The sequence below is a fragment of the Ruminococcus sp. AF31-8BH genome (assembly GCF_003460605.1).
GTDB classification, from domain to species: Bacteria; Bacillota; Clostridia; order Lachnospirales; family Lachnospiraceae; genus Blautia_A; species Blautia_A acetigignens.
This window is the reverse complement of the sequence record NZ_QTVN01000004.1, coordinates 134,672-160,898: the sequence shown is the minus strand read 5'-3', so window position 1 is coordinate 160,898 and position 26,227 is coordinate 134,672. Positions and strand designations below refer to the sequence as shown.

The window sequence follows — 26,227 nt, the reverse complement described above, 5'->3', positions numbered from 1 at the left end:
AGAGAGTATGAAAGCAATTAAGAAAATCTTGAACAACATTTTTATCGATGGTCTGAGCGGGATGGCCCTGGGCCTGTTTTCTACGCTGATCATCGGAACCATTCTGAAGCAGATCGGCGATCTGATGGGCGGCACCTATGGCGCTTATTTAAGTACCTTTGCGGTGATTGCCCAGCGACTTACCGGAGCTGGAATCGGTATTGGAGTTGCGTACAAATTCCGGGAGTCTACGTATGTACTGTTGTCCGCGGCAGCAGCGGGAATGATCGGTGCCTATGCATCCAATCTGATTGCAGGAACCTTGCTGTCTGACACTGGGGCACTGGTATTAGCAGGTCCTGGAGAGCCCCTTGGTGCATTTGTTGCAGCTTATGTGGGAATTACTGTGGGAAGACTGGTTGCCGGGAAAACAAAGTTGGATCTGTTGATCACTCCGGCGGTTACCATTTTGTCCGGCGGTATAGTTGGAATTTTAGTGGGGCCTGGAGTGTCAAGATTTATGACCTGGCTTGGTAATCTGGTAAACTGGGGAACTGAGCAGCAGCCTGTTTTGATGGGAATTATTGTTTCCGTTGTTATGGGAATGGTGCTGACGCTGCCCATCAGTTCGGCTGCCCTTGGAATTATCCTGGGATTAAATGGTGTGGCAGCAGGCGCGGCAACCATCGGATGCTGCTGCCAGATGATCGGATTTGCAGTGACAAGCTTTAAGGATAACGGTGTGGGCGGACTTTTTGCCCAGGGAGTGGGAACTTCCATGCTGCAGATCCCCAATATTATGAGACGGCCGCTGATCTGGCTGCCGCCTACACTGGCGTCTGCAATTTTAGGTCCCATCGCTATTATCGGACCGTTCCATATGACAAACAATGCCACTGGCTCCGGCATGGGAACCTCCGGCCTGGTTGGACAGATCATGACTTACCAGACCATGACAGCGACAGAGGAGCCTGTGCTGGTTATTTTGAAAATCATAGTATTTCATTTCCTGCTTCCCGGTCTGCTGTCCTATGTGATCTATCGAGGAATGCGCAACATGGGATATATCAAGGACGGTCAGATGAAGCTGGATGTGTAAAAAGACGGGAATTAAGCTTGCGCAGCAAATGCATTTTTTGGCATCACAAAGCGTGTTGCCGGGCAAAGTGGACGGTAATTTGCTTGTAAAGTGCAGAAAAAGATATTGACATCTAATACACGTTAGAATATACTAACAACAGAAGGAACTTATTGTCTCAGTTTGCAGGCGAACCCCATAGTGGTTTTGAGGAAAACTGTGACAACTGATCTACAGGGAACCTGAAAGGAGCAGAGTATGGGAACAGTAGTTGTAGGTGCTATCGTAGTAGTAATCGCAGGTCTTGCCATCCGAAGCATTCGCAAGGACAAGAAGAGTGGAAAAGGCTGCAATGGCAATTGCGGAAGCTGCGGCGGATGCCACTAAGGCCGGAAATTAAGACTGGAGTTTGAATCATTTACATATGCCACAGAAACAAAAGAACTGTTGTGCCGGAGAAATCAGGCACAGCAGTTCTTTCGTATAAAGGGAAATACAGCAGTAATGCCAAGAACCCTGTATGCCATGTTTTTGCCCGATTCACAGGAAAACAACGAAAAACCACAAAAACAAAAGGAAAACTCCAACCAAAACAACAAAAGTAATGTTGAATTATGTTGACACCGCAAAAGGGATGACGTATAATGAGCATAGAAAACTATGTCATGGAATGGCGGACATTTATGTTGCTGGATTCTGGAATCCTTTATGGATTTGCAGAGCCCGGGACTTCCATGAGAAAGGAGAACCATGGAAAAATACAATTTAAGTGAGATTCCCAAATCCTCCAGAATTACCCGTCTGGTAGACCATCTCTATGCCAAGATGCCAGAGATCGAATCTTACAGAGCCAAGCTGATCACAGAGTCTTACAAAGAGACCGAGGACCAGCCGATCATCACCAGAAGAGCCAAAGCTTTTTCCCACATTTTACATAACATTCCGATCATCATCCGGGATGAAGAGCTGATCGTGGGAAGCAACTCCATTGCTCCAAGAGGCTGCCAGACTTTCCCGGAATTTTCATTCCAGTGGCTGGAAGATGAGCTGGATACCGTAGAGACCAGAATCGCGGATCCGTTCTATATTTCCGAGCAGGCCAAGGCAGATCTTCGCGAGGTGCATAAGTACTGGAAAGGCAAGACCACCAGTGAGCTTGCCACCGCTTATATGGCACCGGAAGCAATCCGCGCAATTGACCACAATATTTTTACACCAGGAAACTATTTCTATAATGGTGTAGGACATGTTACCGTAAAATACTGGGAAGTTCTTGAGATCGGCTACGAAGGCATTATGGCGAAAGCACAGGCTGAGCTGGATCACTGCAATGTAGGCGACGGAGACTATGCAGAGCGTTCCCGTTTCCTGGAAGCCGTGATCATGAGCTGCCAGGCTGTAATAGACTATGCCAACAGATATGCGAAGCTTGCCCTTGAAATGGCTGAGAAATGTACAGATCCCCAGCGTAAGGCAGAGCTTCTTGTGATTGCATCCAACTGCAGCAAGGTTCCTGCCAAGGGAGCCACTAATTTCTGGGAGGCATGTCAGTCCTTCTGGTTCGTACAGCAGCTTCTTCAGATGGAGTCCAGCGGACATTCTATCTCTCCAGGACGCTTTGACCAGTATATGTATCCTTACTACAAGAAGGATATTGAGAGCGGTGCGATCACCAGAACAGCAGCTCAGGAGCTGATCGACTGTATCTGGGTGAAATTAAATGACCTGAATAAGGTTCGTGATGCAGCTTCCGCAGAAGGATTCGCAGGCTACAGCCTTTTCCAGAACCTGATCGTAGGCGGTCAGAACAAGGATGGCGAGGATATGACCAATGACCTTTCCTTCATGTGTATTGAGGCATCCATGCATGTACATCTTCCGGCACCGTCACTTTCCATCCGTGTATGGAACGGCTCCCCTCACGACCTTCTGATCAAGGCAGCAGAGCTGACCAGAACCGGTATCGGACTTCCGGCATATTACAATGACGAGGTAATCATCCCGGCACTGCAGAACAGAGGACTTTCCCTGGCAGATGCCCGTGAGTACAATATCATCGGATGCGTTGAGCCCCAGAAGGCCGGCAAGACTGAAGGCTGGCATGACGCAGCATTCTTTAATATGTGCCGTCCGCTGGAGCTTGTATTTGCAAATGGTATGGATCAGGGTGAGATGGTTGGTATTCCTACCGGCGATGTTACCAAGATGGAAACCTTTGATGAGTTTTACGATGCTTATAAGAAGCAGATGGAATACTGCATTTCCCTGCTTGTAAATGCAGATAACGCCATTGACGTTGCCCATGCAAAGCGCTGCCCGCTTCCATTCCTTTCCAGTATGATCGATGACTGTATCAAACGCGGAAAGACCGTTCAGGAAGGCGGCGCTGTATATAACTTTACAGGTCCTCAGGGCTTTGGTATTGCCAACATGGCAGACTCCCTGTATGCAATCCGCCAGCTGGTTTACCAGGAGAAGAAGTTCACAATGGAAGAGCTGAAGGAAGCTCTTGCATGGAATTATGGCAAGGGCCTGGACGAGCAGTCTGTAAGAGATATCACTACCGGTATCTTAAGAGAGATGACAGAAAGCGGTGCTAAGGTAGATGCAGACACAGCAGCAGCTGTTCTGAAATCTGTTATGAATGCCCAGATGTCACCTGAGAAGATGGCAAGATATCAGGAAATCCACGACATGATCGCTGAGGTTCCCAAGTTCGGAAATGATCTTCCGGAAGTGGATTACTTTGCAAGGGACGTGGCTTACACATACACAAGACCGTTACAGAACTTTAAGAACCCAAGAGGCGGACAGTACCAGGCCGGACTTTATCCGGTATCTGCAAATGTACCGCTGGGCGGACAGACTGGTGCTACACCAGATGGCAGATATGCACACACTCCGGTTGCTGACGGTGTTTCCCCATCAGCAGGCAAGGATGTGAACGGACCGACCGCAGCAGCAAGCTCTGTTGCCAAACTGGATCACTTCATTGTATCCAATGGTACTCTGTTCAATCAGAAGTTCCATCCGTCAGCACTGTCAGGACGTGAGGGACTTGAGAAATTTGTTGCACTGATCCGTTCCTACTTCGATCAGAAGGGAATGCATATGCAGTTTAACGTTGTAAGCAGAGAGACACTTCTTGACGCACAGGCACATCCGGAGAACTACAAGCATCTGGTTGTACGTGTTGCCGGCTACAGTGCGCTGTTTACTACACTGTCCAAGTCCTTACAGGATGATATCATCCGTAGAACAGAGCAGGGCTTCTAAATGAAAATATAAACGGAACTGCTGGCGGCTTTTCTCACAGAAGGCTGTCGGCACTTCCGTATAATGGAGAAATCTATGGAATATTTAGATACCACAGGACGTATCTTTGACGTCCAGCGTTATTCCATCCATGATGGTCCGGGAATCCGTACCATCGTATTTCTGAAGGGATGCGTGCTGCGGTGCCAGTGGTGCTGCAATCCGGAATCCCAGGAGTACAAGATCCAGACCATGAAGACACCGGACGGCGTGAAGACCATGGGACGGGATGTAACTGTTCGGGAAATGATCGAGCTGGTGGAGAAAGACCGCCCTTATTATTACCGCTCCGGCGGCGGCATGACTCTTTCCGGAGGGGAATGTCTTTGCCAGCCGCAGTTTGCCCGTGACCTTCTCCGCGCTGCAAAGGAGCGGGGAATCAACACAGCTATTGAGAGCATGGCATGTGTTCCCTGGAAAAATATTGAGATGGTTCTGCCCTATCTGGATACTTACCTGATGGATATCAAGCATACCAATCAGGCCAAGCATGAGCAGTTTACAGGCAAGCCCAACGGACTGGCGCTTGAGAATGCCAGAAAGGTGGCTTTATCCGGGCAGACTAATCTGGTGATCCGCGTTCCGGTCATTCCAACCTTTAATGACAGCGTGGAGGAAATCAAGTCTATCGCTTCTTTTGCGTCCACTTTACCGGGAGTGAAGAAGATTCACCTTCTTCCTTACCATCGTCTGGGACAGGATAAGTATGACTGGCTTGGAAGAGAGTACAAGCTGCCAGAGATCCTTCCTCCGGAACCGGAGCACATGGAGCTTCTGAAGAAAGCGGTTCACTCTGTCTGTGATCTGGACTGCCAGATTGGTGGATGAGAATGAAATTAAAATGATAAGGGGTCAGAATTTTGAACTGGAATTCTGGCCTTTTTTATATTTTGATGGGGACAAAAACCTGTGGGACTATTGTCTTTCCCGCACACGCGGAAAGGAAAAATCTATACGCTGTTATATTGACATCTATCATATAAGCGTGCAATATAAAGATATTTCCCCAAAAGCACTGTGCGGATTTTTTGCACAACGTTATGAAAAAACAGGAGGATAATGAAATGAGCGTTAAAAAATTAGGCTTTGGACTGATGAGACTTCCGGCAGTGGACGAAGCAGACAAAAGCAAGGTAGATGTAGAAAGAGTCTGTCATCTGGCAGACCGGTTCCTGGCAGAAGGCTTCACCTATTTTGATACAGCAGCATGCTATCACAGCGGAAACAGTGAGCAGGCCTTTCGGGAGGCAGTAGCAAAGCGCTACCCAAGAGAAGCCTACACAATCACAGATAAGCTTTCCCTTTTCATGCTGAAGGAAGCCTCTGAAATGCCTGGATTTTTTGAAAAACAGCTGGAAAACTGCGGCGTGGAATATTTCGATTACTACCTGCTGCATGCCCTGGATGAAGGTGCTGCGAAGCAGGCAGAAGAGTGGGGCGCTTTTGACTTTATGCTGGAAAAGAAAGCGAAGGGACTTGTTAAGCATGTGGGCTTCTCTTTCCATGACAAAGCAGAGGTACTGGACAAGATCCTCACAAGACATCCGGAAATGGAATATGTGCAGCTTCAGCTGAACTATGCAGACTGGGAGGATAGCGAGGTACAGTCCCGCAAATGCTATGAGGTCTGTGTGAAATATGGCAAGCCGGTTCTGGTTATGGAGCCCATCAAAGGCGGCATGCTGGCGAATGTTCCAGCAGAGGCAGAAGCACTGTTAAAGGGCGCCAGACCGGAAATGTCTGTGGCATCCTGGGCCATCCGTTTTGCTGCATCCCAGGAAAATGTATTTATGGTACTGAGCGGTATGAGCGATGAGCAGCAGGTGGAGGATAATCTTTCCTATATGAAGGATTTTGCCCCGCTTTCCGATGAGGAAAAAGACCTTGTTGCCAAATCTGCGGCAATCATCAAATCCAAAGAAAAGGTGCCGTGCACAGGCTGCCGCTATTGCACAGACGGATGTCCAATGAAAATTGCAATCCCGGATTATTTCAAGCTTCTGAACCGGATCAGCATGTTTGGAGAAGGCCAGCTGGCGTCAGTCAAATCCATCTACAAAGACCGTACCGAAAAAGAAGGCCACGGAAAAGCATCTGACTGTGTAGGATGCCGACAGTGTGAGGAACACTGCCCGCAGCACCTGCCAATCACAGAATATCTGGAAGAAGCCGCAAAGACATTTGAATAATTGGTGATTTTTGTGTATGATATAGGAAGATGCAGGGAAAGGTAGTTTGCCCTGAACATCTATATGAGCGGAGGCATAAAAATACAAGATAAAAGCAGTTGGATTGAATGCGGTAAAATCTGGCTGGTGCGAAACTTACAGATAAAGGAGAAGTGAGAATGAGAGGATTATACTCATCAAAGGCCAAGATCAGACACCAGATTTTTACTGAAATCGCCCGTCTTGCCTACGAGGGCGATATTGAGAAGGAAATGGACGAGCTTCCATACAAGATCCTGCCAGGAGAAGTTGCCACATACCGTGACAGTATTTTCCTGGAAAGAGCCATTGTAGGAGAGAGGCTGCGTGTGGCAATGGGACTGCCCCTGCGCAACATTTCCGAGCATGCCCCGATTTCCAAAGGGGTGGAGGCGAGCCTTATTGAGGAGAAATATTATGAGCCGCCGCTTATTAATATTATCAAATTTGCCTGCAATTCCTGCCCGGAGAAAAGAGTCCTGGTGACAGAAGGCTGTCAGGGCTGCCTGGAGCACCCATGTCAGGAGGTCTGTCCCAAGAATGCCATTCATATGGAGAATGGCAGGTCTGTAATCGATCAGGAAAAATGTATCAAATGCGGCAAATGTATGGAAGCCTGTCCATATAATGCCATTATCAAACAGGAAAGACCATGTGCCAAGGCCTGCGGAATGAATGCCATCCATTCCGATGAATATGGAAGGGCAGAGATTGATCATGACAAGTGCGTTTCCTGCGGAATGTGCCTGGTAAGCTGTCCGTTCAGTGCCATTGTAGACAAGGGACAGATTTATCAGACCATTATGGCGTTAAAGAGTGAGACTCCGGTCTATGCCATCGTAGCGCCGGCAGTGGCAGGACAGTTTGAGCCGGCACTGAAAAATACCCAGATTCGCGGTGCCTTTAAGGCTCTTGGATTCACGGATATCAAGGAGGTAGCAGTTGGAGCGGACCTTTGTACCATTGAGGAGGCCAAAGACTTCATGGAAGAGGTACCGGAGAAGATCCCGTTTATGGGAACCTCCTGCTGTCCGGCATGGTCTGTAATGGCGAAGAAAATGTTCCCCCAGTATGCAAACTGCATTTCCATGGCACTGACCCCTATGGTGCTTACTGCCAGACTTCTAAAGCAGGAGAACCCGGACTGCAAGATCGTGTTTGTGGGCCCCTGCGCAGCTAAGAAGCTGGAAGCAAGCCGTAAGAGCGTTCGAAGCTATGTGGATTTTGTGCTTACTTTTGAGGAAGTACAGGGAATGTTCGAAGCCAAAGATGTGGACTTCAGAAGTATTCCGGAAGGAGAGCCTCTTTCCCAGGCAAGCAGTGACGGCCGTGGATTCGCTGCCAGCGGCGGTGTTGCAGCAGCTGTGGTAAAGGCTATAAAGCGTATGGACCCGGACCGAGAAGTGAAGGTAGTCAGCGCTAACGGCCTGCAGGAGTGCAAAAAGATGATGATGTCCGCCAAAGCAGGAAAGTACAACGGCTATCTGCTGGAAGGAATGGCCTGTCCAGGCGGATGTATAGCCGGAGCCGGAACGGTGCAGACTGTAAAGAAAGCCGGAATGGCACTAGAGAAAATGAAGAAGGAAGCCGCATTTGAGGAATGTATGGATACTTCCTTTGGCGGCGAGCTTGAGAAGCTGGAAGAACTGTAAGCAGCGTTGGCCTTTTGGGGCATGCGAAGCGTGTGACTGTGAAGGTTCTGAACGGATAATTTAAAATGAAAAAGGAGAAATCGAAATGCGTGCATACGAACGATTGCTGAATTATGTAAAGGTATATACCACAAGTGAGGATGAGCAGGAAATAGTGCCATCTACCAGCCGCCAGTTTGATCTTGGAAATCAGCTGGCAGAGGAGCTGAAAAATATTGGAGTACAGGATGTGCGCATTGATGACAAATGCTATGTCTATGGAGTCATCCCGGCGACAGCAGGCCTTGAGGACAAGCCGGCAATCGGCTTCATTGCCCACATGGATACTGCACCTGATTTTTCCGGGGAGAATGTGAATCCCCAGATTATCCCGGACTATGATGGAACCGATGTAAAGCTTGGAGAAAGCGAATACACCCTTACCCTCAAGGATTTCCCACATCTGGCAGATCTGAAGGGAAGAACCCTGATCACCACTGACGGTACCACTCTTCTCGGCGCAGACGATAAGGCTGGAGTAGCAGAGATCATGACCATGGCAGAGCAGATTATAAAAGAAAACATCCCACATGGAAAAATCTGCATCGGCTTTACCCCGGACGAGGAAGTTGGCCGAGGCGCTGATTTCTTTGATGTAGAAGGCTTCGGAGCTGATTTTGCCTACACCGTAGACGGCGGCGCAGAAAATGAAATCGAGTACGAGAATTTCAACGCGGCAGGCGCCAAGGTAAAGATCAAAGGCTTCTCCGTGCATCCGGGCAGCAGCAAAAATACCATGATCAATGCCGCCCTGGTTGCCATGGAGTTCAACAGCATGCTCCCGGCAGGAGACACTCCGGCAAACACAGAAGAGTATGAAGGCTTTTTCCATCTCTGTGAAATGAGCGGTGACGTATCCGATGCAAGCCTGGATTACATCATCCGCGACCACGACAGCGCCATGTTCGCCTGCCGCCAGGAGATGATGCGTCACATTGCCAAGCTTCTCAATGAGAAATACGGCGAAGGAACCGTCACCCTTACCATCAAAGAGCAGTATCGCAACATGAAAGAAAAGATTGAGCCCTGCATGCACCTGATCGACAACGCCAAAAAAGCCGTCCAGGAATCCGGCCTCAATCCCGTCACCGTAGCCATCCGCGGCGGCACCGACGGCGCCCGCCTCTCTTTCATGGGCCTCCCCTGCCCCAACCTGGGCACCGGCGGCTACGCCTTCCACGGCCCCTGCGAACACATCACGATAGAAGGCATGGACTACGCCGTCGAAAACCTGAAGAATATTGTAAAATTATACGCCCTTTAATTCTACCCTTCAGCAGTACTAAATTTTGGGCATCCACGAAAGCCTCTCCGATTGTACATTAATTATCGGAGGGGCTTTTTTTCAGTGACCAGCACTTTCACAGCTGCTATTCCTAAGCAGGTCATTTCAGGTGCGCCCTTAATGGAGACGAGATCCACTGCTTACGGAGACTTAGACGAGAGGGCTCTCCCGAGCGTCTTAGTCGCAGTTAGCTTGGCGGAATGTTGCACCGACCTGCGTGGAATCGCAGCTGCGAAAGTGCGTCCGCCCTGAAAAACTCTCCCAACAAAACCACCAAAAATCCCGATGCAATTTTGTACAATGTGTAGAAGCCCCTAAAAAATGATAAAAAATTTCAAAAAAATGTTGTTAAAAGATTGTCATTGTGGTATTTTAAATAAAGCGGAGAAAAACCAATATTTTATGCGGAGACAAAGAGGGAAAAGTCCTTTGTTGAGAAAAAGTTTGCAAAAAAACACAATGTGACATGACTTAACCCAGGAAAACAGGACAAAATAATACTGTGTTTCTGGGTCAGGCCATGTCACAAGGCAGAAAATAAAGTTTTACCCGCTTTTTTTCTAACTGTGATTGTTAAAAAATAAACAAGAAACAAAGGGCAACACACAGGGAAACCTAACGAATCCCACGGAAAAACAACCAAACCCGCTGGAAAAGTTGACACAATCCCACAAACCCCACGAAAGGAGTTTATTATGAGCAGCAAAATTACCATTATCGGAGCTGGAAGCGTCGGCTCAACAATCGCCTACACACTGGCACATGATGAAATCGCTTCCGAAATCGTTCTGATCGACATCAACAAGGAAAAGGTCGAAGGCGAAGTCATGGACATTGAGCAGGGAACCTGCTTCAGAAGTCCTGTATCCCTGGTAGCAGGAGATTACGCAGACGCCAAAGATTCCGACATCGTAATCATCACATCCGGAATTGCCCGTAAACCTGGACAGACACGAATTGAGCTTACTCAGACAAATGTCAACATCCTGAAGAGCATCACTCCTCAGATTGTAAAAGAAGCTCCAAATGCCAAGTACATCATCGTAAGCAATCCGGTAGACATCATGACCTACGTATTTACCAAGATTTCCGGTCTTCCGGAGAATCAGATTATGGGATCCGGAACCATCCTTGACACAGCAAGACTTCGCTACGGACTCTCCGAGCACTTCCAGGTAGCACAGGGAAATATTCACGCTTACGTATTCGGTGAGCACGGCGATACCTCCTTTATCCCGTGGACAGGTGCTTACATTTCCGGTCTCAGCACAGATGAGTACTACGAAGAAATGAAAGCACACGGCAAGGATGTAAAACCTCTGGACAAAGAAGCCATGCTGGAATATGTACAGAAATCCGGCGGAAAAGTTATTGCAAAGAAAGGCGCAACCTTCTACGCAGTATCCGCAACTGTGTGCCAGCTGGTAGGCCTGATCCTGGCTGCTTCTGATTCCCTTGCAACCGTATCCTCCATGCTCCATGGCGAATACGGAATTGAAGATGTGTGCCTGAGTACCCTTACTCTTGTAGGGCCAAACGGAATCCAGGGGAAAGTTCAGATGCGCATGAACAAAGAGGAAGTAGAGCTTCTTAAGAAGAGTGCCAACGCATTAAAAGAAGTAATCGCGCAGATCGAGCTCTAGAGCGTGTTTGAAAAATCATTCCCGCGATCTGCACGCCCCACTTTGCGGTATATTTTGCCCGAATTCAGTTGCCGTAGCCCGCTACGGCGCCCTCATCCGGACAAAATCTCCCACAAATTGTGACGCACATCTTGCAGAAAGCCTTTTTCAAACATGCTCTAAGAACCAGGTTCTTATCATATTTAACTACATCAGCAAGGATACCCCGGCTTCTATCGCGAAAAGCGGTAAGTCGGGTTCCCCTTTGCCTGAACAACCGAAACAGCTGCTGTTTACATTGGCGGGCCTGAAAGAACGCCCCATGTGGACAGTAACAAGAAAGGAACAAGAAGCATGAAGTACAGTTATTATCCAGGATGTACCCTGAAGAATAAGGCAAAAGATCTGGACGCATATGCCAGAGCTTCTGCGAAAGCACTGGGCTTCGAAATGGAAGAGATCAAAGACTGGCAGTGCTGCGGCGGCGTATATCCCCTGGGCAGCGATGAGATAGCCACCAAGCTTTCTTCCGTCCGTGCTTTAAACGATGCAAAAGAAAAAGGACAGGATCTGATCACAGTCTGTTCAGCCTGTCATCATGTGCTCAAACGTGTGAATGACGACATGAAGAATGTAGAAGACATCCGCACAAGAGCAAATAATTATCTGAAACTGGACGCTCCATACGAAGGCGAGACAAATGTCCTTCACTATCTGGAAGTACTCCGTGACGAAGTCGGATTTGACGAGATCAAAAAGAAAGTGGTCAATCCCTTAAAAGGCAAAAAAATCGGTGCCTACTACGGATGCCTCCTTTTAAGACCAGGAAAGATCATGGCATTTGACAACCCGGAGAATCCGACAATCATGGAAGATTTCATCCGCGCCCTTGGAGCAGAACCAGTTGTCTATCCATACCGCAATGAGTGCTGCGGCGGCTACATTTCCCTGAAGGAAAAAGATATGGCACAGAATATGTGTGAAAAGATCATGGACAGTGCAAAAGGGTTCGAAGCAGACATGCTGATCACAGCCTGTCCTCTTTGCATGTATAATCTTAGAAAGAACGGAAACGGCGCTCTCCCTGTTTACTATTTTACAGAACTTCTTGCAGAAGCTCTTGGAGTAAAAGAGGAGGTGGCGAAGTAATGGCTTATACATATGGAAATGCCCAGAATGCAGCTGAAAGAATCAAAGAGATTTCAGGAGTAAATCCCCTGAAATGTATGAAATGCGGTAAATGCTCCGCAACCTGTCCTGCATTTAATGAAATGGATATCAAACCTCACCAGTTTGTAACTTATGTACAGAATGGCGATATAGAAGCACTTGCACAGTCCAAATCCTTATGGAAATGTCTTTCCTGCTTTGCTTGTGTAGAGCGTTGCCCAAGAGATGTAAAACCAGGAAAACTGATTGATGCTGCCAGACAGCTGGTTGTCCGTGAACGAGGCCAGAACTATCTGGAGGCAGACGAGATTCCGGAACTGATCGATGAGGAAACACCTCAGCAGCTCCTGGTAAGTGCATTCAGAAGATACAGGAGGTGAGAGAAAAGTGCAGAGAATAGGTGTATTTGTATGTCATTGTGGTACCAACATTGCAGCCACAGTTGATGTGAAAAAAGTAGTGGAAATGGCTGCAAAGGAGCCAGGTGTTGTTCATGCAGAGGACTATCAGTATATGTGCTCTGAAGCAGGCCAGGCAAAAATCATCAATGCCATCCACGAGAAAAATCTGACAGGAATCGTTGTATGTTCCTGTTCTCCGCGTATGCATGAGGCTACCTTCCGAAAGGCAGCACAGAAAGCGGGCTTAAACCCATATATGGTAGAGATCGCCAACATCCGTGAGCACTGTTCCTGGATCCACAAGGATATGGAAGAAGCTACCTTAAAGGCAGTGATCCTTGCCAGAGCAGCAATCGCAAAAGTAAACTTAGACGCTCCTCTTCAGCCGGGAGAGAGTCTTGTAACAAAACGTGCGCTTGTAATCGGCGGTGGTATCGCAGGAATCCAGTCTGCACTTGATATTGCAGAAGCCGGATATGAGGTTGATATTGTTGAGAAGCTTCCAAGCATTGGCGGAAGAATGTCACAGCTTGATAAGACATTCCCAACACTTGACTGTTCTGCATGTATTCTTACCCCGAAAATGGTAGAAGCTGCAGCACATGAGAAAATCAACATTTACACATATAGTGAAGTTGAAAAAGTAAGCGGCTTCGTTGGTGACTTCACCGTAGATATCCGTAAAAAAGCAAGAAGCGTAGATATGGACAAATGTACAGGATGCGGTGTCTGCTCCTCCAAATGTCCGTCCAAGAAAAATCCAAACGAATTTAACCGCGGCCTGAACAACAGAAGTGCTATTTACATTCCGTTTGCCCAGGCAATCCCAAATGTTCCGGTAATCGACCGTGAGAACTGCATCAAGTTCAAAACCGGAAAATGCGGTGCCTGCTCCAAGGCCTGCGCAGCCGGCGCAATCGATTACGAGCAGAAGGATGAGATCATTACACAGAAATACGGCGCAATCGTAGTTGCAACCGGTTTCGATGTGATCCCGCTTGATAAATATGATGAGTACGCTTACAGCCAGAGCAAGGACGTCATCACATCCCTTGAGCTTGAGCGTATTATGAATGCAGCAGGACCTACAAAAGGTCATCTTGAGAGACTTTCCGATGGAAAAGCTCCGAAGAACATTGTTTTCGTACAGTGCGTTGGAAGCCGCTGCTCCGACGAAAGAGGAAAGAGCTACTGCTCCAAGATCTGCTGTATGTACACAGCAAAGCATGCCATGCTGATCCGCGACAAATATCCGGATACAAACGTAACCGTATTTTACATTGATGTCCGTACCCCAGGTAAAAACTTCGATGAGTTCTACAGAAGAGCAGTTGAGGATTACGGCGTAAATTATATCAAGGGCCAGGTTGGAAAGGTGATCCCGCAGCCAGACGGAACCCTTATGGTTCAGGCTTCTGACCTTCTTGAGAACAAACAGATCCTTATGGAAGCAGATATGGTAGTTCTTGCAGCTGCTATTGAGCCAAACAAGGATGTAAGAAAAATTGCAACTATGCTTACCGCAAGTATTGATACCAACAACTTCCTCACAGAAGCACATGCAAAGCTTCGTCCAGTAGAGTCTCCTACAGCTGGTATTTTCCTTTCCGGTGTATGCCAGGGACCAAAGGATATTCCGGAGACCGTTGCACAGGCTGGGGCAGCAGCAGTAAAGGCAATCGGCCTTCTTGCAAAGGACAAGCTGACAACCAATCCATGTACCGCTCACTCTGATGAGCTTCTTTGCAATGGATGCTCTCAGTGTGCAAATGTGTGTCCATATGGTGCTATTTCCTATGAGGAAAAACAGGTAAATGACCACGGAATCCGTGAAACAAGAAGAATTGCAGTAGTAAACAATGCTCTTTGCCAAGGCTGCGGCGCATGTACCGTAACCTGCCCATCAGGAGCAATGGACCTGCAGGGATTCTCCAACAGACAGATTTTAGCGGAGGTAGATGCAATATGTCGATAGAAGCAAAAGAAGAATTCAGACCCAAGATCGTGGCATTCTGCTGTAACTGGTGCAGCTATGCAGGTGCAGACCTTGCAGGAAGCAGCCGTCTTTCCTATCCGGCTGATGTAAAGATTATTCGTGTGCCATGCTCTTGCCGTGTAAATCCAATGTTCATCCTCCGTGCCTTTGAAAAGGGTGCTGACGGAGTGATCATGTGTGGCTGCCATCCGGGAGACTGTCACTATACAACAGGAAATTATTATGCAAGAAGACGTATGACCCTTCTTTTCTCCATGCTGGATTTCATTGGTGTGGAAAACGGACGTACCCGTGTAGAGTGGGTATCTGCCGCTGAAGGTGTAAAATTCTCCCAGACCATGAATGAGTTTGTGGAAAAAATTTATTCTCTGGGTAAAAACGTCAGATTGGAGGATTTAAGATGCAGGAACTGATCACCCGTGCAAAAGAACTGCTGGCTGATGGAACCGTAGCGCGTGTTCTTGGCTGGAAAGCCGGAGACCTGCCTTACAATCCGGAAGCAGCATACTTCGAGACTGCAGAAAGCCTGGACGAATTTGTCTACAACGGCTTCTGCGGTGCAAACTTAAGCAAGATGATGATCGAGGCTTCCAAGTTAGAGGGAAAAACACTTGTCTGTCTGAAGCCTTGTGATACCTATAGTTTTAACCAGCTGATCAAGGAACACCGTGTAGACCGTGAAAAAGCCTACATTATCGGTGTTGGATGTAAAGGAAAGCTGAATGTGGAAAAGCTTCGCCAGTTAGGAATCAAGGGAATCAAAAGCATTTCCGGTGCAGAGCTGACAGATGAGTGCGAGACACTTCACATTTCCACAATTTACGGCGACAAGACCGTAGCTTACAAGGACGCTATGTTGGAGCGCTGCCATGTATGCAAGGGAAAAGAGCACATGATCTACGATGAGATCATCGGCGAATCCAAGGATACAAAGGATGCAGACCGTTTCGCGGAAGTTGAGAAGATCGAGAAAATGAGCCCGGAAGAGCGCTTCGCGTTTTTCCAGAAGGAGCTTAGCAAATGCATCCGCTGCAACGCCTGCCGTAATGCATGTCCGGCCTGCAGCTGCCGCAAATGCGTATTTGACAGCACCAAGTTTGACAGCGCACAGAAAGCAAACGTGGATTCCTTCGAGGAGAAAATGTTCCACATCATCCGTGCTTTCCATGTTGCCGGAAGATGTACAGACTGCGGCGAGTGCAGCCGTGTCTGCCCGCAGGGTATCCCCCTTCACCTGTTCAACCGTAAGTTTATCAAGGATATTGATACCTTCTACGGCGAGTATCAGGCTGGAGCTGATGCTGAGTCAAAAGGCCCGCTGACCAGCTTTACATTCGAGGATGTAGAGCCTGGCGTAGTGGCAGAAAGGGGATAATGTATGTATAAGATTGAAAAAGAAAATCTGGAAGCATTATTCCGGAAAATCGCAGAAAGCCAGGATCTGATCCTTCCGGTTAAAAAGGCAGGACAGACAAATTTCGGTCTCTGGAATGAGGAAGAAGAGGCAGATCTGGATACACTGAAAACCGTAAAATCCGGTAAAGATGCCTTTTTCCCACAGAGTGAGACCCTTTACACAGTTGTACGTGATGGAAAGAAACTGACAGTAGAACCAGAAGAGCTTAGAAATCGTCCTTTTGTTGTATTTGGCATGAAAGCCTGCGATGTAAAAGGCGTGGCAGTTCTGGACAAGGTATTCCTTGCAGATCCTGTAGATACCTTCTATGCAGCAAGAAGAGACCATGGAACCATCGTTGCCATGGCATGCCATGAGCCGGAAGAGTCCTGCTTCTGTAAAGTATTCGGAACAGACGCAGCAGATCCGTCAGCAGATGCAGACGGTGTGGCTGATATAGCGGTATGGATGGTTCAGGATTCCCTTTACTGGAAAGCCCTTACCGAAAAGGGTGAGGCTCTTACTGAGGCTGTGAAGGAGCTTCTTACGGATGCGGATGCTTCTGATGAAGAAAAAGTTTCCGCCGAAAAAGATGCGATCCATAATATTGTAGAGCAGCTTCCATACACACATCTTTCCCTGGAAGGATGGGATGGAAATGCTGCAGATGAGAAATTTAACTCTCCTGTATGGGAGACCCTTTATAAGCCATGTCTGGCATGCGGAACCTGTACCTTTGTGTGCCCGACCTGCCAGTGCTATGACATCAAGGATTATGATACCGGACACGGAATCAAGCGTTACCGCTGCTGGGATTCCTGTATGTATTCCGATTTCACAATGATGGCTCACGGAAATAACCGTACCAGCCAGATGCAGAGATTTCGTCAGAGATTCATGCACAAGCTTGTTTATTTCCCGGCCAACAATAACGGCATGTATTCTTGTGTAGGATGCGGCCGCTGCGTGGAAAAATGCCCGTCATCCCTGAACATTGTGAAGGTGATCAAGGCTTTTGAAAAGCATGGAGGTGAAAAGTAATGAGCGAGTGTACCTGTCATAAAAATTATACTCTGGATACTCTGATCCCGCAGGTTGGCGTGATCACAGACATTCATGAGGAGACACCGGATGTAAAAACCTTCTGCGTAACTGCACCGGATGGAGGAAAGCTTTTCGAGCATATGCCGGGACAGTGCGCAATGGTCTGCGCACCAGGCGTAAGCGAGGGTATGTTTTCCATTACTTCTTCTCCTACAAACAAAGAGTATCAGGAATTCAGTATTAAGAAATGCGGTGAGCTGACTTCCTATCTCCACAGCCTTCAGGTTGGAGATGAGATCACAGTCCGCGGACCATACGGCAATCATTTCCCGGTTGAAGATAAGCTGAAAGGCAAAAACCTTTTGTTCATCGCCGGAGGTATCGGTCTTGCCCCACTCCGTTCCGTAATCAACTACGTCCTTGACAACCGCGACGACTACGGCACCGTAGACATCCTCTACGGTTCCCGTTCCGCAGATGACCTTGTAAAATTAAAAGAGATCCAGGAAGTCTGGATGAACGCCAAAGACGTAAACGTCTACCTGACTATCGACCGCGAGCAGGAAGGCTGGGACGGCCACGTAGGCTTCGTCCCCACCTACTTAAAAGAGATCGGCTTCGACACCAACAAAGTAGCCCTCGTCTGCGGCCCGCCAATCATGATCAAATTCGTCCTCCAGGGCCTGGAGGAACTTGGCTTCACCCGAACCCAGGTTTACACAACATTGGAGCTTAGAATGAAGTGCGGTATCGGAAAATGTGGCCGCTGCAACATCGGTTCCAAGTACGTATGCAAAGACGGCCCGGTTTTCCGAATGGACGAGATAGATCAGTTACCTGACGAGTACTAAATTTTTTAATCTTAAGAAACTTTCGAACAAATGAATCAGTTATTGCCAGTACACAGACTTGTGGAATGGGTATCTCGCCAAGCTGCCCATTTCAGGAGCGCCTTTAGCGGCGCTGAAATCCAGCGCTTACGAAGACTTAGGAGTGAAGGCTCTCCTGAACTCCTTAGTCGCAGTTAGCGATTAGTTCAGCAGAGCGTTGCGACGGGCACGTGCGAGATACCCATTTCACAAGGCGTACGGTTTAAACAAGCAGAAGAAAGGAACTCCCAACATGGAAAATATGGTAAACGTATATTTCTTCGGTAAAAAATACACCGTACCTGCTGACCTGACCATCATGACGGCCATGGAATACGCAGGCTACACCCTCAAAAGAGGCTGCGGCTGCCGCCACGGATTCTGCGGCGCCTGCGCAACCATCTACAGAATCAAAGGCGACAACGAACTCAAAACCTGTCTCGCCTGTCAGACCCAGGTACAGGAAGGCATGTATGTAGCAAGCATCCCATTCTTCCCAACAGACAAGCGCCTCTACAACATCGAAGACCTCAAGCCAAACCAGCAGGTCATGATGGAACTCTACCCGGAAATCTACAGCTGCATCGGCTGCAACGCCTGCACAAAAGCATGTACCCAGAGCTTAAACGTTATGCAGTACATCGCCTACGCCCAGAGAGGCGAGCTTGAAAAATGCGCAGAAGAATCCTTTGACTGCGTAAGCTGCGGATGCTGCTCCGTAAGATGCCCGGCCGGAATTTCCCACCCGATGGTAGGTCTTCTCGCAAGACGTCTCACCGGAAAATACATCGCACCAAAGAGCGAACACCTTGAAAAACGTGTAGAAGAAATCCACGAAGGCAAATACGACGACCTGATCGAACAGATCATGCAGAAACCAATCACAGACATGCAGGAACTTTACAACAACAGAGAAATTGAGAAATAAGGAGGGCGTAAAAACATGTATGCACCATATCCAGAAAATATGATGGAATCCATCAAAAAGGTAGAGGCTACAAGAGCACAGCGTATGGCAACTGAGCCAAGACGTCTGACTGCTGATGAGAAAGACGCGCTTCTTAAGAAATTCCATCCGGACTATAACCCAGACGCATTTGCAGAAATCAAAGTAGGACCAAACAAAGGCCAGAAAGCTCCCCTGGAGTTAGCAGAAATGCTTCATTCTGAAAGCCGTCTGATGAACGAAAAAATTGATCTTAACAAAATCGATTATGACGTAGATGTCCTTGTAATCGGCGGTGGCGGAGCAGGATCCTCCTGTGCCATCGAAGCACACAATGCAGGCGCAAACGTTATGATCGTTACCAAGCTTCGTATCGGTGACGCCAACACCATGATGGCAGAAGGCGGAATCCAGGCAGCAGACAAAGAAAACGACTCCCCGGTACAGCATTACCTGGACTGCTTCGGCGGCGGACACTTTGCTGCAAAGCCAGAGCTGGTAAAGAGACTGGTAATGGAAGCCCCGGACGCGATCAAATGGCTGAACGACCTTGGCGTTGAGTTCGACAAAGCTGAAGACGGAACCATGGTTACCACACACGGCGGCGGAACTTCCAGAAAGAGAATGCATGCTGCAAAGGATTATTCCGGATCTGAGATCATGCGTACCATCCGTGACGAAGTTCTCAACCTTGGCATTCCAGTAGTGGAATTTACTTCCGCTGTTGAGCTGATCAAAGACGAAAAGGGACAGGCTGCAGGTGCAGTCCTTCTCAACATGGAAACAGGCGACTACTCCGTTGCAAGAGCAAAGACGGTAGTCATCGCAACAGGCGGTGCAGGAAGAATGCATTACCAGGGATTCCCAACCTCCAACCACTACGGTGCAACTGCTGACGGACTTGTACTTGGATACAGAGCTGGTGCATCTTTACTTTATCAGGATTCCATCCAGTATCATCCAACTGGAGCCATCTATCCGTCCCAGATCCTTGGCGCACTGGTGACAGAGAAGGTTCGTTCCGTTGGTGCACAGCTTGTAAATGCAAATGGAGAAGCTTACATCCATCCTCTTGAAACCCGTGACGTCAACGCTTCCGGTGTTATCCGTGAGTGCGAGGAAGGCCGCGGTGTAGAGGTTCCTGGCGGACGCAAAGGCGTATGGCTTGACACTCCGATGATCGAGATCCTTGGAGGCGAGGGAACCATCGAGAAGAGAATCCCGGCTATGTTCCGTATGTACATGAACTACGGCATTGACATGAGAAAAGTTCCGATCGTGATTTACCCGACCCTTCACTACCAGAACGGCGGCCTGAACATTGACGGAGACGGATTCTCAGAAGAAATTCCAAACCTGTTGGTTGCAGGAGAGGCAGCAGGCGGAATCCATGGAAGAAACAGACTGATGGGCAACTCTCTTCTGGACGTTATCGTATTCGGAAGAAATGCCGGTAAAAAAGCAGCTGTAAAATGCAAGGACGTAGAGCTTGGAGAAATGAACCTGAATCATATTTATGCTTATGATGAGGAACTGAAAAAAGCAGATATCCATACAGATAAGGTATCTCCGCTGCTTCTTCCGAAATACGCCCGTCACGAGCAGCGATAAAAATACAAAAGAAGGGAGCTTACCAAAATGCGTGAAGTAGAAGTAAGCAGACTTACAGATGTCATCGAAAAACTCTGTATCGAAGCAAATGAACATCTTCCGGAAGACGTAAAATGCGCGATCAAAACATGCCGCGCATGCGAAGACGGAGAGATTGCCAAGGGCATCCTTGACAACATTATTGAGAATTTTGACATTGCAGATAACGAGAATGTGCCGATCTGCCAGGATACAGGAATGGCATGCGTCTTCCTTGAAATCGGACAGGATGTACACTTTGTTGGCGGAGACCTTACCGACGCCATCAATGAAGGCGTTCGCCGCGGATATACAAACGGCTACCTTCGCAAATCTGTTGTAAAAGATCCGGTACGCCGTGGAAATACAGGTGACAATACACCGGCTATGATCTACACAGAGATTGTTCCCGGCGACAAGGTTAAGATCACAGTAGGACCGAAAGGCTTCGGAAGCGAGAACATGAGTATGATCCGTATGTTCAAGCCATCTGCAGGACTTCAGGGAATCAAAGATTTTATCCTGGAAGTAGTAGAGACTGCAGGCCCGAACCCATGTCCGCCTATGGTAGTGGGGGTTGGAATCGGAGGAACCTTTGACAAATGTGCCCTTCTTGCAAAGAAAGCACTGATGCGTCCATTAGATTCCCACAACCCGGATCCATTCTACGCAGACCTGGAAGATGAAATGCTTAAGAAAGTCAATAAGCTTGGCATCGGACCACAGGGCTTTGGCGGAAAGACCACAGCCATCGGTCTGAACATTGAGACAATGCCTACTCACATTGCGGGAATGCCATGTGCAGTCAACATCAACTGTCATGTTACCCGTCATAAAACGGAGGTGATCTGATTATGGAAAGAAGACGTATTACACTGCCTCTGACAAAAGAACTGGCAAAAACACTTCACGCAGGAGATCAGGTTCTGCTTACCGGAACCATCTACACATCCCGTGACGCAGGCCACAAGCGTATGTGCGAAGCTCTTGCAAGGGGAGAGCAGATTCCATTTGACCCGACAGACGCAACCATCTACTATGTAGGACCAACTCCAGCAAAGCCAGGTGCCGTAATCGGTTCCGCAGGCCCTACAACCAGCGGTCGTATGGATGCTTACGCTCCAACCATGATGTCCGTAGGTGCCCGCGGCATGATCGGCAAAGGAGCCCGTCTCCCGGAAGTAGTAGAAGCCATGAAAAAATATGACGGTGTTTACTTCGGTGCCATCGGAGGTGCCGGCGCCCTTCTTGCCAAATGCATCAAAAAAGCTGAGCTGATCGCCTACGAGGATCTTGGCGCAGAAGCCCTGCGCAAGCTTTATGTAGAGGACATGCCTCTTGTAGTCATCATCGACAGCGAAGGCAACAACCTTTACGAAGAAGGACGCAAGGAATATCTGGACGAGCACAAAGCCGACTGATCGGATATTTTGTCTTGATATATAAGATAGATATACTCCATATATCAAATTAGGTATTTACAGAAATCCCTGTATATTCTATAATTTGGAGATATGTATGGAGAACAAAAGACAAAACAACGAAAGAAGGAACTTATTATGGACCATCATAAGAGGGTACAGACCTCAGAAACTTTCATAAACAGTGCATTTCTTGCAGTGTCGGGAGGATTTCAGGATGCCTATACCTACTTCACTCGCGACGGCGTTTTCTCCAACGCCCAGACCGGAAACGTGGTACTGATGAGTGAGCGGTTTATGAACGGCGAAGTAAAAGCAGGATTACACTATCTGATTCCCCTGACCGCCTTTTTCCTTGGAGTACTTTTAGCGGAACGCATTCAGGACAAATTCCGCTACGCCAAACGCCTTCACTGGCGCCAGGGAATCCTTCTGGTAGAAATTATCCTGCTGTTCCTGGTAGGCTTCATACCTGGGAACATGAATGTTTTTGCGACCACTCTGGTATCCTTCTCCTGCGCCCTGCAGGTACAGACCTTCCGTAAGGTAGAAGGAAACGCTTATGCCAGCACCATGTGCATCGGAAACCTTCGAAGCGGCACCGCAGCCCTTTCCGCCTACATGAGGGAAAAGAAGCCAAGACTGCTTCATCAGGCATTGTGCTACTTCGCTATCATTCTTCTGTTTGCCATCGGCGCAGGAGTTGGCGGCAGACTTTCCATAGCCTACGGCCCAAAAGCCATCTGGGTTTCCAGCATCCTGCTCCTCATCAGCTTCCTTCTTATGTTTATCGAGGAAATGGAAGAGGCAGAGCATCGCTGGCAGTAAGCTTTCTAACAGATTTTGCAGGAATAAAATACAGAAACAACAAAAGGGGGCTGTCGGTTAATACCACATTTCGGTATCCCCAGTAGTAATTGAAAGGATCCCAGCAAGAACGAGGCTTGTTAGCCTTCTACCTTGCGAGGGATCCTTTTTTCTATGAAAGATGAAATTTATTTTTGGCCGCAAAAATCCCTTGTCTGGATTTTTACAGCCCCTCTCTTAGAACTGTCTATTTCCCGACAGCCCCTTTTGACCTTTTGACACTGGTATCATTAAATTGATTGAACAAATTTCTCTACATAATGTAGCGCAGCTCCAATTGCTGGTGTATATTGCCCATTAGTACCGACCAGTATCTGGATTTTATCCAGTATGAATGGTGCAGCAGTATGGAGATGCTCTGTCAGGTATTCAATATCTTCCGCTGTGAAATAAGGTGCAAGGTAGCCGCTGAGGATGATCGGTGCATCAATAATAAGGTTTAAATTCTTCATGGCAAATGCCAGATGGTTTAAAAAATCTTTCCAGACCTGTATGATCTGGGGAGATTTTTTTTCGCGCAGAAGAGGGAAAAATTCTTTGACAGGCATACCTGCAGCCTGCTCCAGTGCGTTGGCAGAACAATAGGTTTCCAGGCAGCCACGGCTACCGCAATAACAAAGTGGTCCATCAGGATTAATACACATATGTTCAAGAGTTCCACTGTGCATGGAGATTCCCTGGTGAATCTGATGATCAGTAATGATACCGCCGCCCAGATTTCGGTTCAGCAGGATGATAACAGCACTATCAAGCTCCGGATGCTTCCATAATTCAAGGAATGCAGCTGATTTTGAGTCATGCTCCAGATAACAGGGATAAGGAAGATATCTGGAAAAATCATCCAGTTTCATGCCAGCGTTATTCATGATATCCCCATATAATACAGTAGTATGATCCGGAGATGTGATACCCTGTGTGGCAATGGAGATGCCAAGTACTTTGTCATTGTCATACTGATGTGATGAAATGAATTCCTTTACAGTATCAGTAACCTGTTTATAGTAATCTGGCGTGTTAGAATATGGAAGCGGAATGGTATCCGTATAGAAAGCATTTCCGTACAGATCTACAGCAGTAATATGAAACATACCTTTTAAAATACCGATACCAATGGAAATTTTAAAATCTGATACGATCTGAATGGCATTTGCTTTTCTGCCACCGGTGGATTCAAAAAAACCATTTTTTTCTATAAGACCTTCCTGCTCCAGGAGGTTCAGGTTCTGACTGACAGTGGATAAGCCCATCTGCAGTTCCTGAACGATCTGCAGCTTGGAGGTCATTTTTTTTCTGTAAATATATTGGTAAACCTTTGATTTATTTATTTTTTTGAGGCTAATGTTGGTTAATCCCTTTTCACTCATAATGTTCTCCTGATTATGTTGCAAGATAATGTTAAGTTTCAAATTTATTGTAGCACAGAACGAAAAAAAAGCAATACAAATGAATTGTAATGAAAAAATATATTCTGCAAGATTGTAATGAGAACCGGATTAACAACATATTTATGGTAAAAATAGACAAAAAAGTTATTTAAAAATTAGAATCTCTGTCAATGGATTTTTGAAAAGAAAAGATATATACTCAACTTACGGTTTAGATATACGTGTAAGTAAAAAGCGTAATAACAAATAATAAGTGTTGCAGGAAGAAAAAGGAGGATATAACATGAAGTTATCAATTAATGGAATTAAAGAACAGGAAGCGTGGAAGCATGCAGGGATTACCCTTCCGGGTTATGATGTGGTAGCAGTTTCGGAGAAGGCAAAGAAAGAACCAGGCTGGGTTCATTTTGGTATCGGAAATATTTTCCGCATATTTATCGGTGGGATTGCAGATGGCCTTCTGGAAGAAGGAATTTTGGATCGTGGCATTACCTGTGTGGAAACCTTTGATTATGATGTAGTAGATAAGATTTATGATCCATATGATAATCTGGGATTAAGTGTAATCCTGCATGGTGATGGTACGCGTGAATATAAAGTGATCGGAGCTCTTGCAGAAGCAGTGAAAGCACAGTCTTCTGATAAAGTCCAGTGGAGTCGGCTGAAGGAGATTTTTACCAGTAAATCCCTGCAGATGGTTTCCTTTACAATTACAGAGAAAGGATATGCATTGCAGAAAGCTGACGGAACATGGTTCCCGTTTGTAGAGGCAGATATCAAGAATGGACCGGATAAAGCGTGTGGTGCCATGGCAGTTCTGGTTGCAATGCTTTATGAAAGATATAAGGCTGGCAGATATCCGATCGCACTGGTTTCCATGGATAACTGCTCACAGAATGGCGCAAAGCTCCGTGAGTCAGTAATGACAATGACAGAAGAGTGGAAGAAGGCAGGATTTGTTGATGAGGGATTTGTGAACTATGTAAGTGATGAAAAAGTAGTTGCTTTTCCATGGACAATGATTGATAAGATCACACCTCGTCCAAGTGAGCAGATTGCAGCAGACCTTGAAAATCTGGGTGTTGAGAAGATGCAGCCGGTGATCACAGGCAAGAAGACATACATTGCGCCATTTGTCAATGCTGAGAAACCACAGTATCTTGTAATTGAGGACAGCTTCCCAAACGGACGTCCGGCTTTGGAAAAAGGTTTCGGCGTATATATGGCGGACAGAAATACAGTTAACCTTTCTGAACGTATGAAGGTAACAGTATGCCTGAATCCGGTCCATTCTGCTACAGGTCCTCTGGGAGTAGTTCTTGGATATGATCTGTTTGCACATATGCTTAATACAAATGAAGATATGATGAAAATGGCGCGTATGGTTGCTTATGATGAAGGTCTTCCGGTAGTTGCTGATCCTGGAATTCTCTCTCCGCAGGCATTTGTGGATGAGCTTTTTAACGATCGTTTTCCAAATGAATATCTGGGAGACACAAACCTTCGTCTGGCAGTAGATGTATCTCAGATGGTTGGTATCCGCTTTGGTGAAACTATTAAAGCATATGTACAGAAATTCGGAGATGCTTCCAGACTGACTGCGATACCTCTCGGAATTGCAGGATGGCTCAGATATATGCTTGGTGTAGATGATGAAGGAGATAAATTTGAACTTGCACCGGACCCAATGAATGAGGAACTGCAGGAACAGTTTAAGGATATTGTAGTAGGTAAACCTGAGACTTTCACAGATCAGTTAAAACCAATTCTTTCCAATGAGCGCCTGTTCTTTACTGATCTTTATAAAGATGGTGTGGGAGAGAAGATTGAGGGCATGTTCCGTGAGATGCTTGCAGGACCTGGAGCTGTAAGAGCAACAATACACAAATATGTTGGATGATTTTCATCAGACAGAGATTATAACTG

General features: G+C 47.2%; 22 protein-coding genes and 1 pseudogene. 22 read left to right on the top strand and 1 reads right to left on the bottom strand.

Translation table 11 applies throughout. The features are described 5' to 3' along the window. Positions 1 to 7 precede the first annotated feature (7 nt). The 21 genes and pseudogenes from DWZ38_RS06755 to DWZ38_RS06655 all read left to right on the top strand — a co-directional run bounded on the left by DWZ38_RS06755 (position 8) and on the right by DWZ38_RS06655 (position 22,877). Positions 8 to 1,078, top strand: coding sequence for a PTS sugar transporter subunit IIC (locus tag DWZ38_RS06755; protein WP_117851125.1), 1,071 nt, complete (start codon positions 8 to 10; stop codon positions 1,076 to 1,078). 237 nt (positions 1,079 to 1,315) lie between these two features. Continuing rightward, a complete protein-coding gene (locus DWZ38_RS06750) occupies positions 1,316 to 1,444 on the top strand; it encodes a FeoB-associated Cys-rich membrane protein (protein WP_021926397.1) in 129 nt (42 codons plus the stop codon). Between the two features lie 363 nt (positions 1,445 to 1,807). Continuing rightward, entirely contained in the window at positions 1,808 to 4,333 is a 2,526-nt protein-coding gene (locus DWZ38_RS06745; protein ID WP_021926396.1) for a glycyl radical protein, read from the top strand. 75 nt (positions 4,334 to 4,408) lie between these two features. Further along, positions 4,409 to 5,200 (top strand): glycyl-radical enzyme activating protein, encoded by a 792-nt coding sequence (locus DWZ38_RS06740; protein ID WP_117851122.1) that lies wholly within the window; start codon positions 4,409 to 4,411, stop codon positions 5,198 to 5,200. A gap of 236 nt (positions 5,201 to 5,436) precedes the next feature. Then, positions 5,437 to 6,561, top strand: a complete 1,125-nt coding sequence (locus DWZ38_RS06730; RefSeq protein WP_117851117.1) for an aldo/keto reductase — start codon at positions 5,437 to 5,439, stop codon at positions 6,559 to 6,561. 158 nt (positions 6,562 to 6,719) lie between these two features. Continuing rightward, positions 6,720 to 8,231, top strand: coding sequence for a 4Fe-4S dicluster domain-containing protein (locus DWZ38_RS06725; RefSeq protein ID WP_117851115.1), 1,512 nt, complete (start codon positions 6,720 to 6,722; stop codon positions 8,229 to 8,231). 85 nt (positions 8,232 to 8,316) lie between these two features. Continuing rightward, positions 8,317 to 9,534, top strand: a complete 1,218-nt coding sequence (gene pepT, locus DWZ38_RS06720; protein WP_117851113.1) for a peptidase T — start codon at positions 8,317 to 8,319, stop codon at positions 9,532 to 9,534. 716 nt (positions 9,535 to 10,250) lie between these two features. After that, complete coding sequence (locus tag DWZ38_RS06715; RefSeq protein WP_021925581.1) at positions 10,251 to 11,198, top strand: L-lactate dehydrogenase; 948 nt, start codon at positions 10,251 to 10,253, stop codon at positions 11,196 to 11,198. Positions 11,199 to 11,247: 49 nt separating this feature from the next. Beyond that, positions 11,248 to 11,301: pseudogene (locus DWZ38_RS23350) on the top strand (DUF6783 domain-containing protein); the annotation flags it as partial. Positions 11,302 to 11,531: 230 nt separating this feature from the next. After that, positions 11,532 to 12,326 carry a CoB--CoM heterodisulfide reductase iron-sulfur subunit B family protein gene (locus DWZ38_RS06710; protein ID WP_117851111.1) on the top strand — a complete coding sequence of 265 codons (795 nt, stop codon included), beginning with the start codon at positions 11,532 to 11,534 and terminating at the stop codon, positions 12,324 to 12,326. After that, on the top strand, positions 12,326 to 12,727 hold the full coding sequence (locus DWZ38_RS06705) for a 4Fe-4S dicluster domain-containing protein (RefSeq protein WP_021924821.1): 402 nt from the start codon (positions 12,326 to 12,328) through the stop codon (positions 12,725 to 12,727). Before DWZ38_RS06710 ends, DWZ38_RS06705 begins: the two co-directional genes overlap by 1 nt. A gap of 7 nt (positions 12,728 to 12,734) precedes the next feature. Beyond that, positions 12,735 to 14,723, top strand: coding sequence for a CoB--CoM heterodisulfide reductase iron-sulfur subunit A family protein (locus tag DWZ38_RS06700; protein WP_117851108.1), 1,989 nt, complete (start codon positions 12,735 to 12,737; stop codon positions 14,721 to 14,723). Beyond that, complete coding sequence (locus tag DWZ38_RS06695) at positions 14,714 to 15,157, top strand: hydrogenase iron-sulfur subunit (protein WP_117851105.1); 444 nt, start codon at positions 14,714 to 14,716, stop codon at positions 15,155 to 15,157. The genes DWZ38_RS06700 and DWZ38_RS06695 overlap by 10 nt, the downstream gene beginning before the upstream one ends. After that, a complete protein-coding gene (locus DWZ38_RS06690; protein WP_117851103.1) occupies positions 15,145 to 16,119 on the top strand; it encodes a 4Fe-4S dicluster domain-containing protein in 975 nt (324 codons plus the stop codon). The genes DWZ38_RS06695 and DWZ38_RS06690 overlap by 13 nt, the downstream gene beginning before the upstream one ends. 3 nt (positions 16,120 to 16,122) lie before the next feature. Beyond that, a complete protein-coding gene (locus DWZ38_RS06685; RefSeq protein WP_021924661.1) occupies positions 16,123 to 17,181 on the top strand; it encodes a 4Fe-4S dicluster domain-containing protein in 1,059 nt (352 codons plus the stop codon). Then, on the top strand, positions 17,181 to 18,035 hold the full coding sequence (locus tag DWZ38_RS06680) for an FAD/NAD(P)-binding protein (RefSeq protein WP_021924662.1): 855 nt from the start codon (positions 17,181 to 17,183) through the stop codon (positions 18,033 to 18,035). The genes DWZ38_RS06685 and DWZ38_RS06680 overlap by 1 nt, the downstream gene beginning before the upstream one ends. 271 nt (positions 18,036 to 18,306) lie before the next feature. Then, on the top strand, positions 18,307 to 18,981 hold the full coding sequence (locus tag DWZ38_RS06675) for a 2Fe-2S iron-sulfur cluster-binding protein (RefSeq protein ID WP_117851101.1): 675 nt from the start codon (positions 18,307 to 18,309) through the stop codon (positions 18,979 to 18,981). A 15-nt stretch (positions 18,982 to 18,996) separates the two neighbouring features. Beyond that, positions 18,997 to 20,610 carry an FAD-dependent oxidoreductase gene (locus DWZ38_RS06670; RefSeq protein WP_117851098.1) on the top strand — a complete coding sequence of 538 codons (1,614 nt, stop codon included), beginning with the start codon at positions 18,997 to 18,999 and terminating at the stop codon, positions 20,608 to 20,610. A 27-nt stretch (positions 20,611 to 20,637) separates the two neighbouring features. Further along, positions 20,638 to 21,480: a fumarate hydratase gene (locus DWZ38_RS06665; protein WP_117851095.1), complete on the top strand. Its 843-nt coding sequence runs from the start codon at positions 20,638 to 20,640 to the stop codon at positions 21,478 to 21,480. A gap of 2 nt (positions 21,481 to 21,482) precedes the next feature. Beyond that, on the top strand, positions 21,483 to 22,049 hold the full coding sequence (locus tag DWZ38_RS06660; protein ID WP_021924507.1) for a Fe-S-containing hydro-lyase: 567 nt from the start codon (positions 21,483 to 21,485) through the stop codon (positions 22,047 to 22,049). A gap of 138 nt (positions 22,050 to 22,187) precedes the next feature. Continuing rightward, positions 22,188 to 22,877, top strand: coding sequence for a YoaK family protein (locus DWZ38_RS06655; protein ID WP_021924508.1), 690 nt, complete (start codon positions 22,188 to 22,190; stop codon positions 22,875 to 22,877). Between the two features lie 269 nt (positions 22,878 to 23,146). Here the strand turns inward: DWZ38_RS06655 and DWZ38_RS06650 are convergent, their stop codons facing one another. Beyond that, positions 23,147 to 24,280, bottom strand: a complete 1,134-nt coding sequence (locus tag DWZ38_RS06650; RefSeq protein WP_117851093.1) for an ROK family transcriptional regulator — start codon at positions 24,278 to 24,280, stop codon at positions 23,147 to 23,149. Positions 24,281 to 24,584: 304 nt separating this feature from the next. On the opposite strand from DWZ38_RS06650, the gene DWZ38_RS06645 reads away from it, so the two are divergent. Further along, a complete protein-coding gene (locus DWZ38_RS06645) occupies positions 24,585 to 26,201 on the top strand; it encodes a mannitol dehydrogenase family protein (protein ID WP_117851091.1) in 1,617 nt (538 codons plus the stop codon). The last annotated feature ends 26 nt before the right edge of the window (positions 26,202 to 26,227 follow it).

Bases quoted from the DNA above. Each gene is read 5' to 3' on its own strand.
- DWZ38_RS06755 (WP_117851125.1), top strand. From the start codon at position 8: ATGAAAGCAATTAAGAAAATCTTGAACAACATTTTTATCGATGGTCTG.
- DWZ38_RS06750 (WP_021926397.1), top strand. From the start codon at position 1,316: ATGGGAACAGTAGTTGTAGGTGCTATCGTAGTAGTAATCGCAGGTCTT.
- DWZ38_RS06745 (WP_021926396.1), top strand. From the start codon at position 1,808: ATGGAAAAATACAATTTAAGTGAGATTCCCAAATCCTCCAGAATTACC.
- DWZ38_RS06740 (WP_117851122.1), top strand. From the start codon at position 4,409: ATGGAATATTTAGATACCACAGGACGTATCTTTGACGTCCAGCGTTAT.
- DWZ38_RS06730 (WP_117851117.1), top strand. From the start codon at position 5,437: ATGAGCGTTAAAAAATTAGGCTTTGGACTGATGAGACTTCCGGCAGTG.
- DWZ38_RS06725 (WP_117851115.1), top strand. From the start codon at position 6,720: ATGAGAGGATTATACTCATCAAAGGCCAAGATCAGACACCAGATTTTT.
- pepT (WP_117851113.1), top strand. From the start codon at position 8,317: ATGCGTGCATACGAACGATTGCTGAATTATGTAAAGGTATATACCACA.
- DWZ38_RS06715 (WP_021925581.1), top strand. From the start codon at position 10,251: ATGAGCAGCAAAATTACCATTATCGGAGCTGGAAGCGTCGGCTCAACA.
- DWZ38_RS06710 (WP_117851111.1), top strand. From the start codon at position 11,532: ATGAAGTACAGTTATTATCCAGGATGTACCCTGAAGAATAAGGCAAAA.
- DWZ38_RS06705 (WP_021924821.1), top strand. From the start codon at position 12,326: ATGGCTTATACATATGGAAATGCCCAGAATGCAGCTGAAAGAATCAAA.
- DWZ38_RS06695 (WP_117851105.1), top strand. From the start codon at position 14,714: ATGTCGATAGAAGCAAAAGAAGAATTCAGACCCAAGATCGTGGCATTC.
- DWZ38_RS06690 (WP_117851103.1), top strand. From the start codon at position 15,145: ATGCAGGAACTGATCACCCGTGCAAAAGAACTGCTGGCTGATGGAACC.
- DWZ38_RS06685 (WP_021924661.1), top strand. From the start codon at position 16,123: ATGTATAAGATTGAAAAAGAAAATCTGGAAGCATTATTCCGGAAAATC.
- DWZ38_RS06680 (WP_021924662.1), top strand. From the start codon at position 17,181: ATGAGCGAGTGTACCTGTCATAAAAATTATACTCTGGATACTCTGATC.
- DWZ38_RS06675 (WP_117851101.1), top strand. From the start codon at position 18,307: ATGGAAAATATGGTAAACGTATATTTCTTCGGTAAAAAATACACCGTA.
- DWZ38_RS06670 (WP_117851098.1), top strand. From the start codon at position 18,997: ATGTATGCACCATATCCAGAAAATATGATGGAATCCATCAAAAAGGTA.
- DWZ38_RS06665 (WP_117851095.1), top strand. From the start codon at position 20,638: ATGCGTGAAGTAGAAGTAAGCAGACTTACAGATGTCATCGAAAAACTC.
- DWZ38_RS06660 (WP_021924507.1), top strand. From the start codon at position 21,483: ATGGAAAGAAGACGTATTACACTGCCTCTGACAAAAGAACTGGCAAAA.
- DWZ38_RS06655 (WP_021924508.1), top strand. From the start codon at position 22,188: ATGGACCATCATAAGAGGGTACAGACCTCAGAAACTTTCATAAACAGT.
- DWZ38_RS06650 (WP_117851093.1), bottom strand. From the start codon at position 24,280: ATGAGTGAAAAGGGATTAACCAACATTAGCCTCAAAAAAATAAATAAA.
- DWZ38_RS06645 (WP_117851091.1), top strand. From the start codon at position 24,585: ATGAAGTTATCAATTAATGGAATTAAAGAACAGGAAGCGTGGAAGCAT.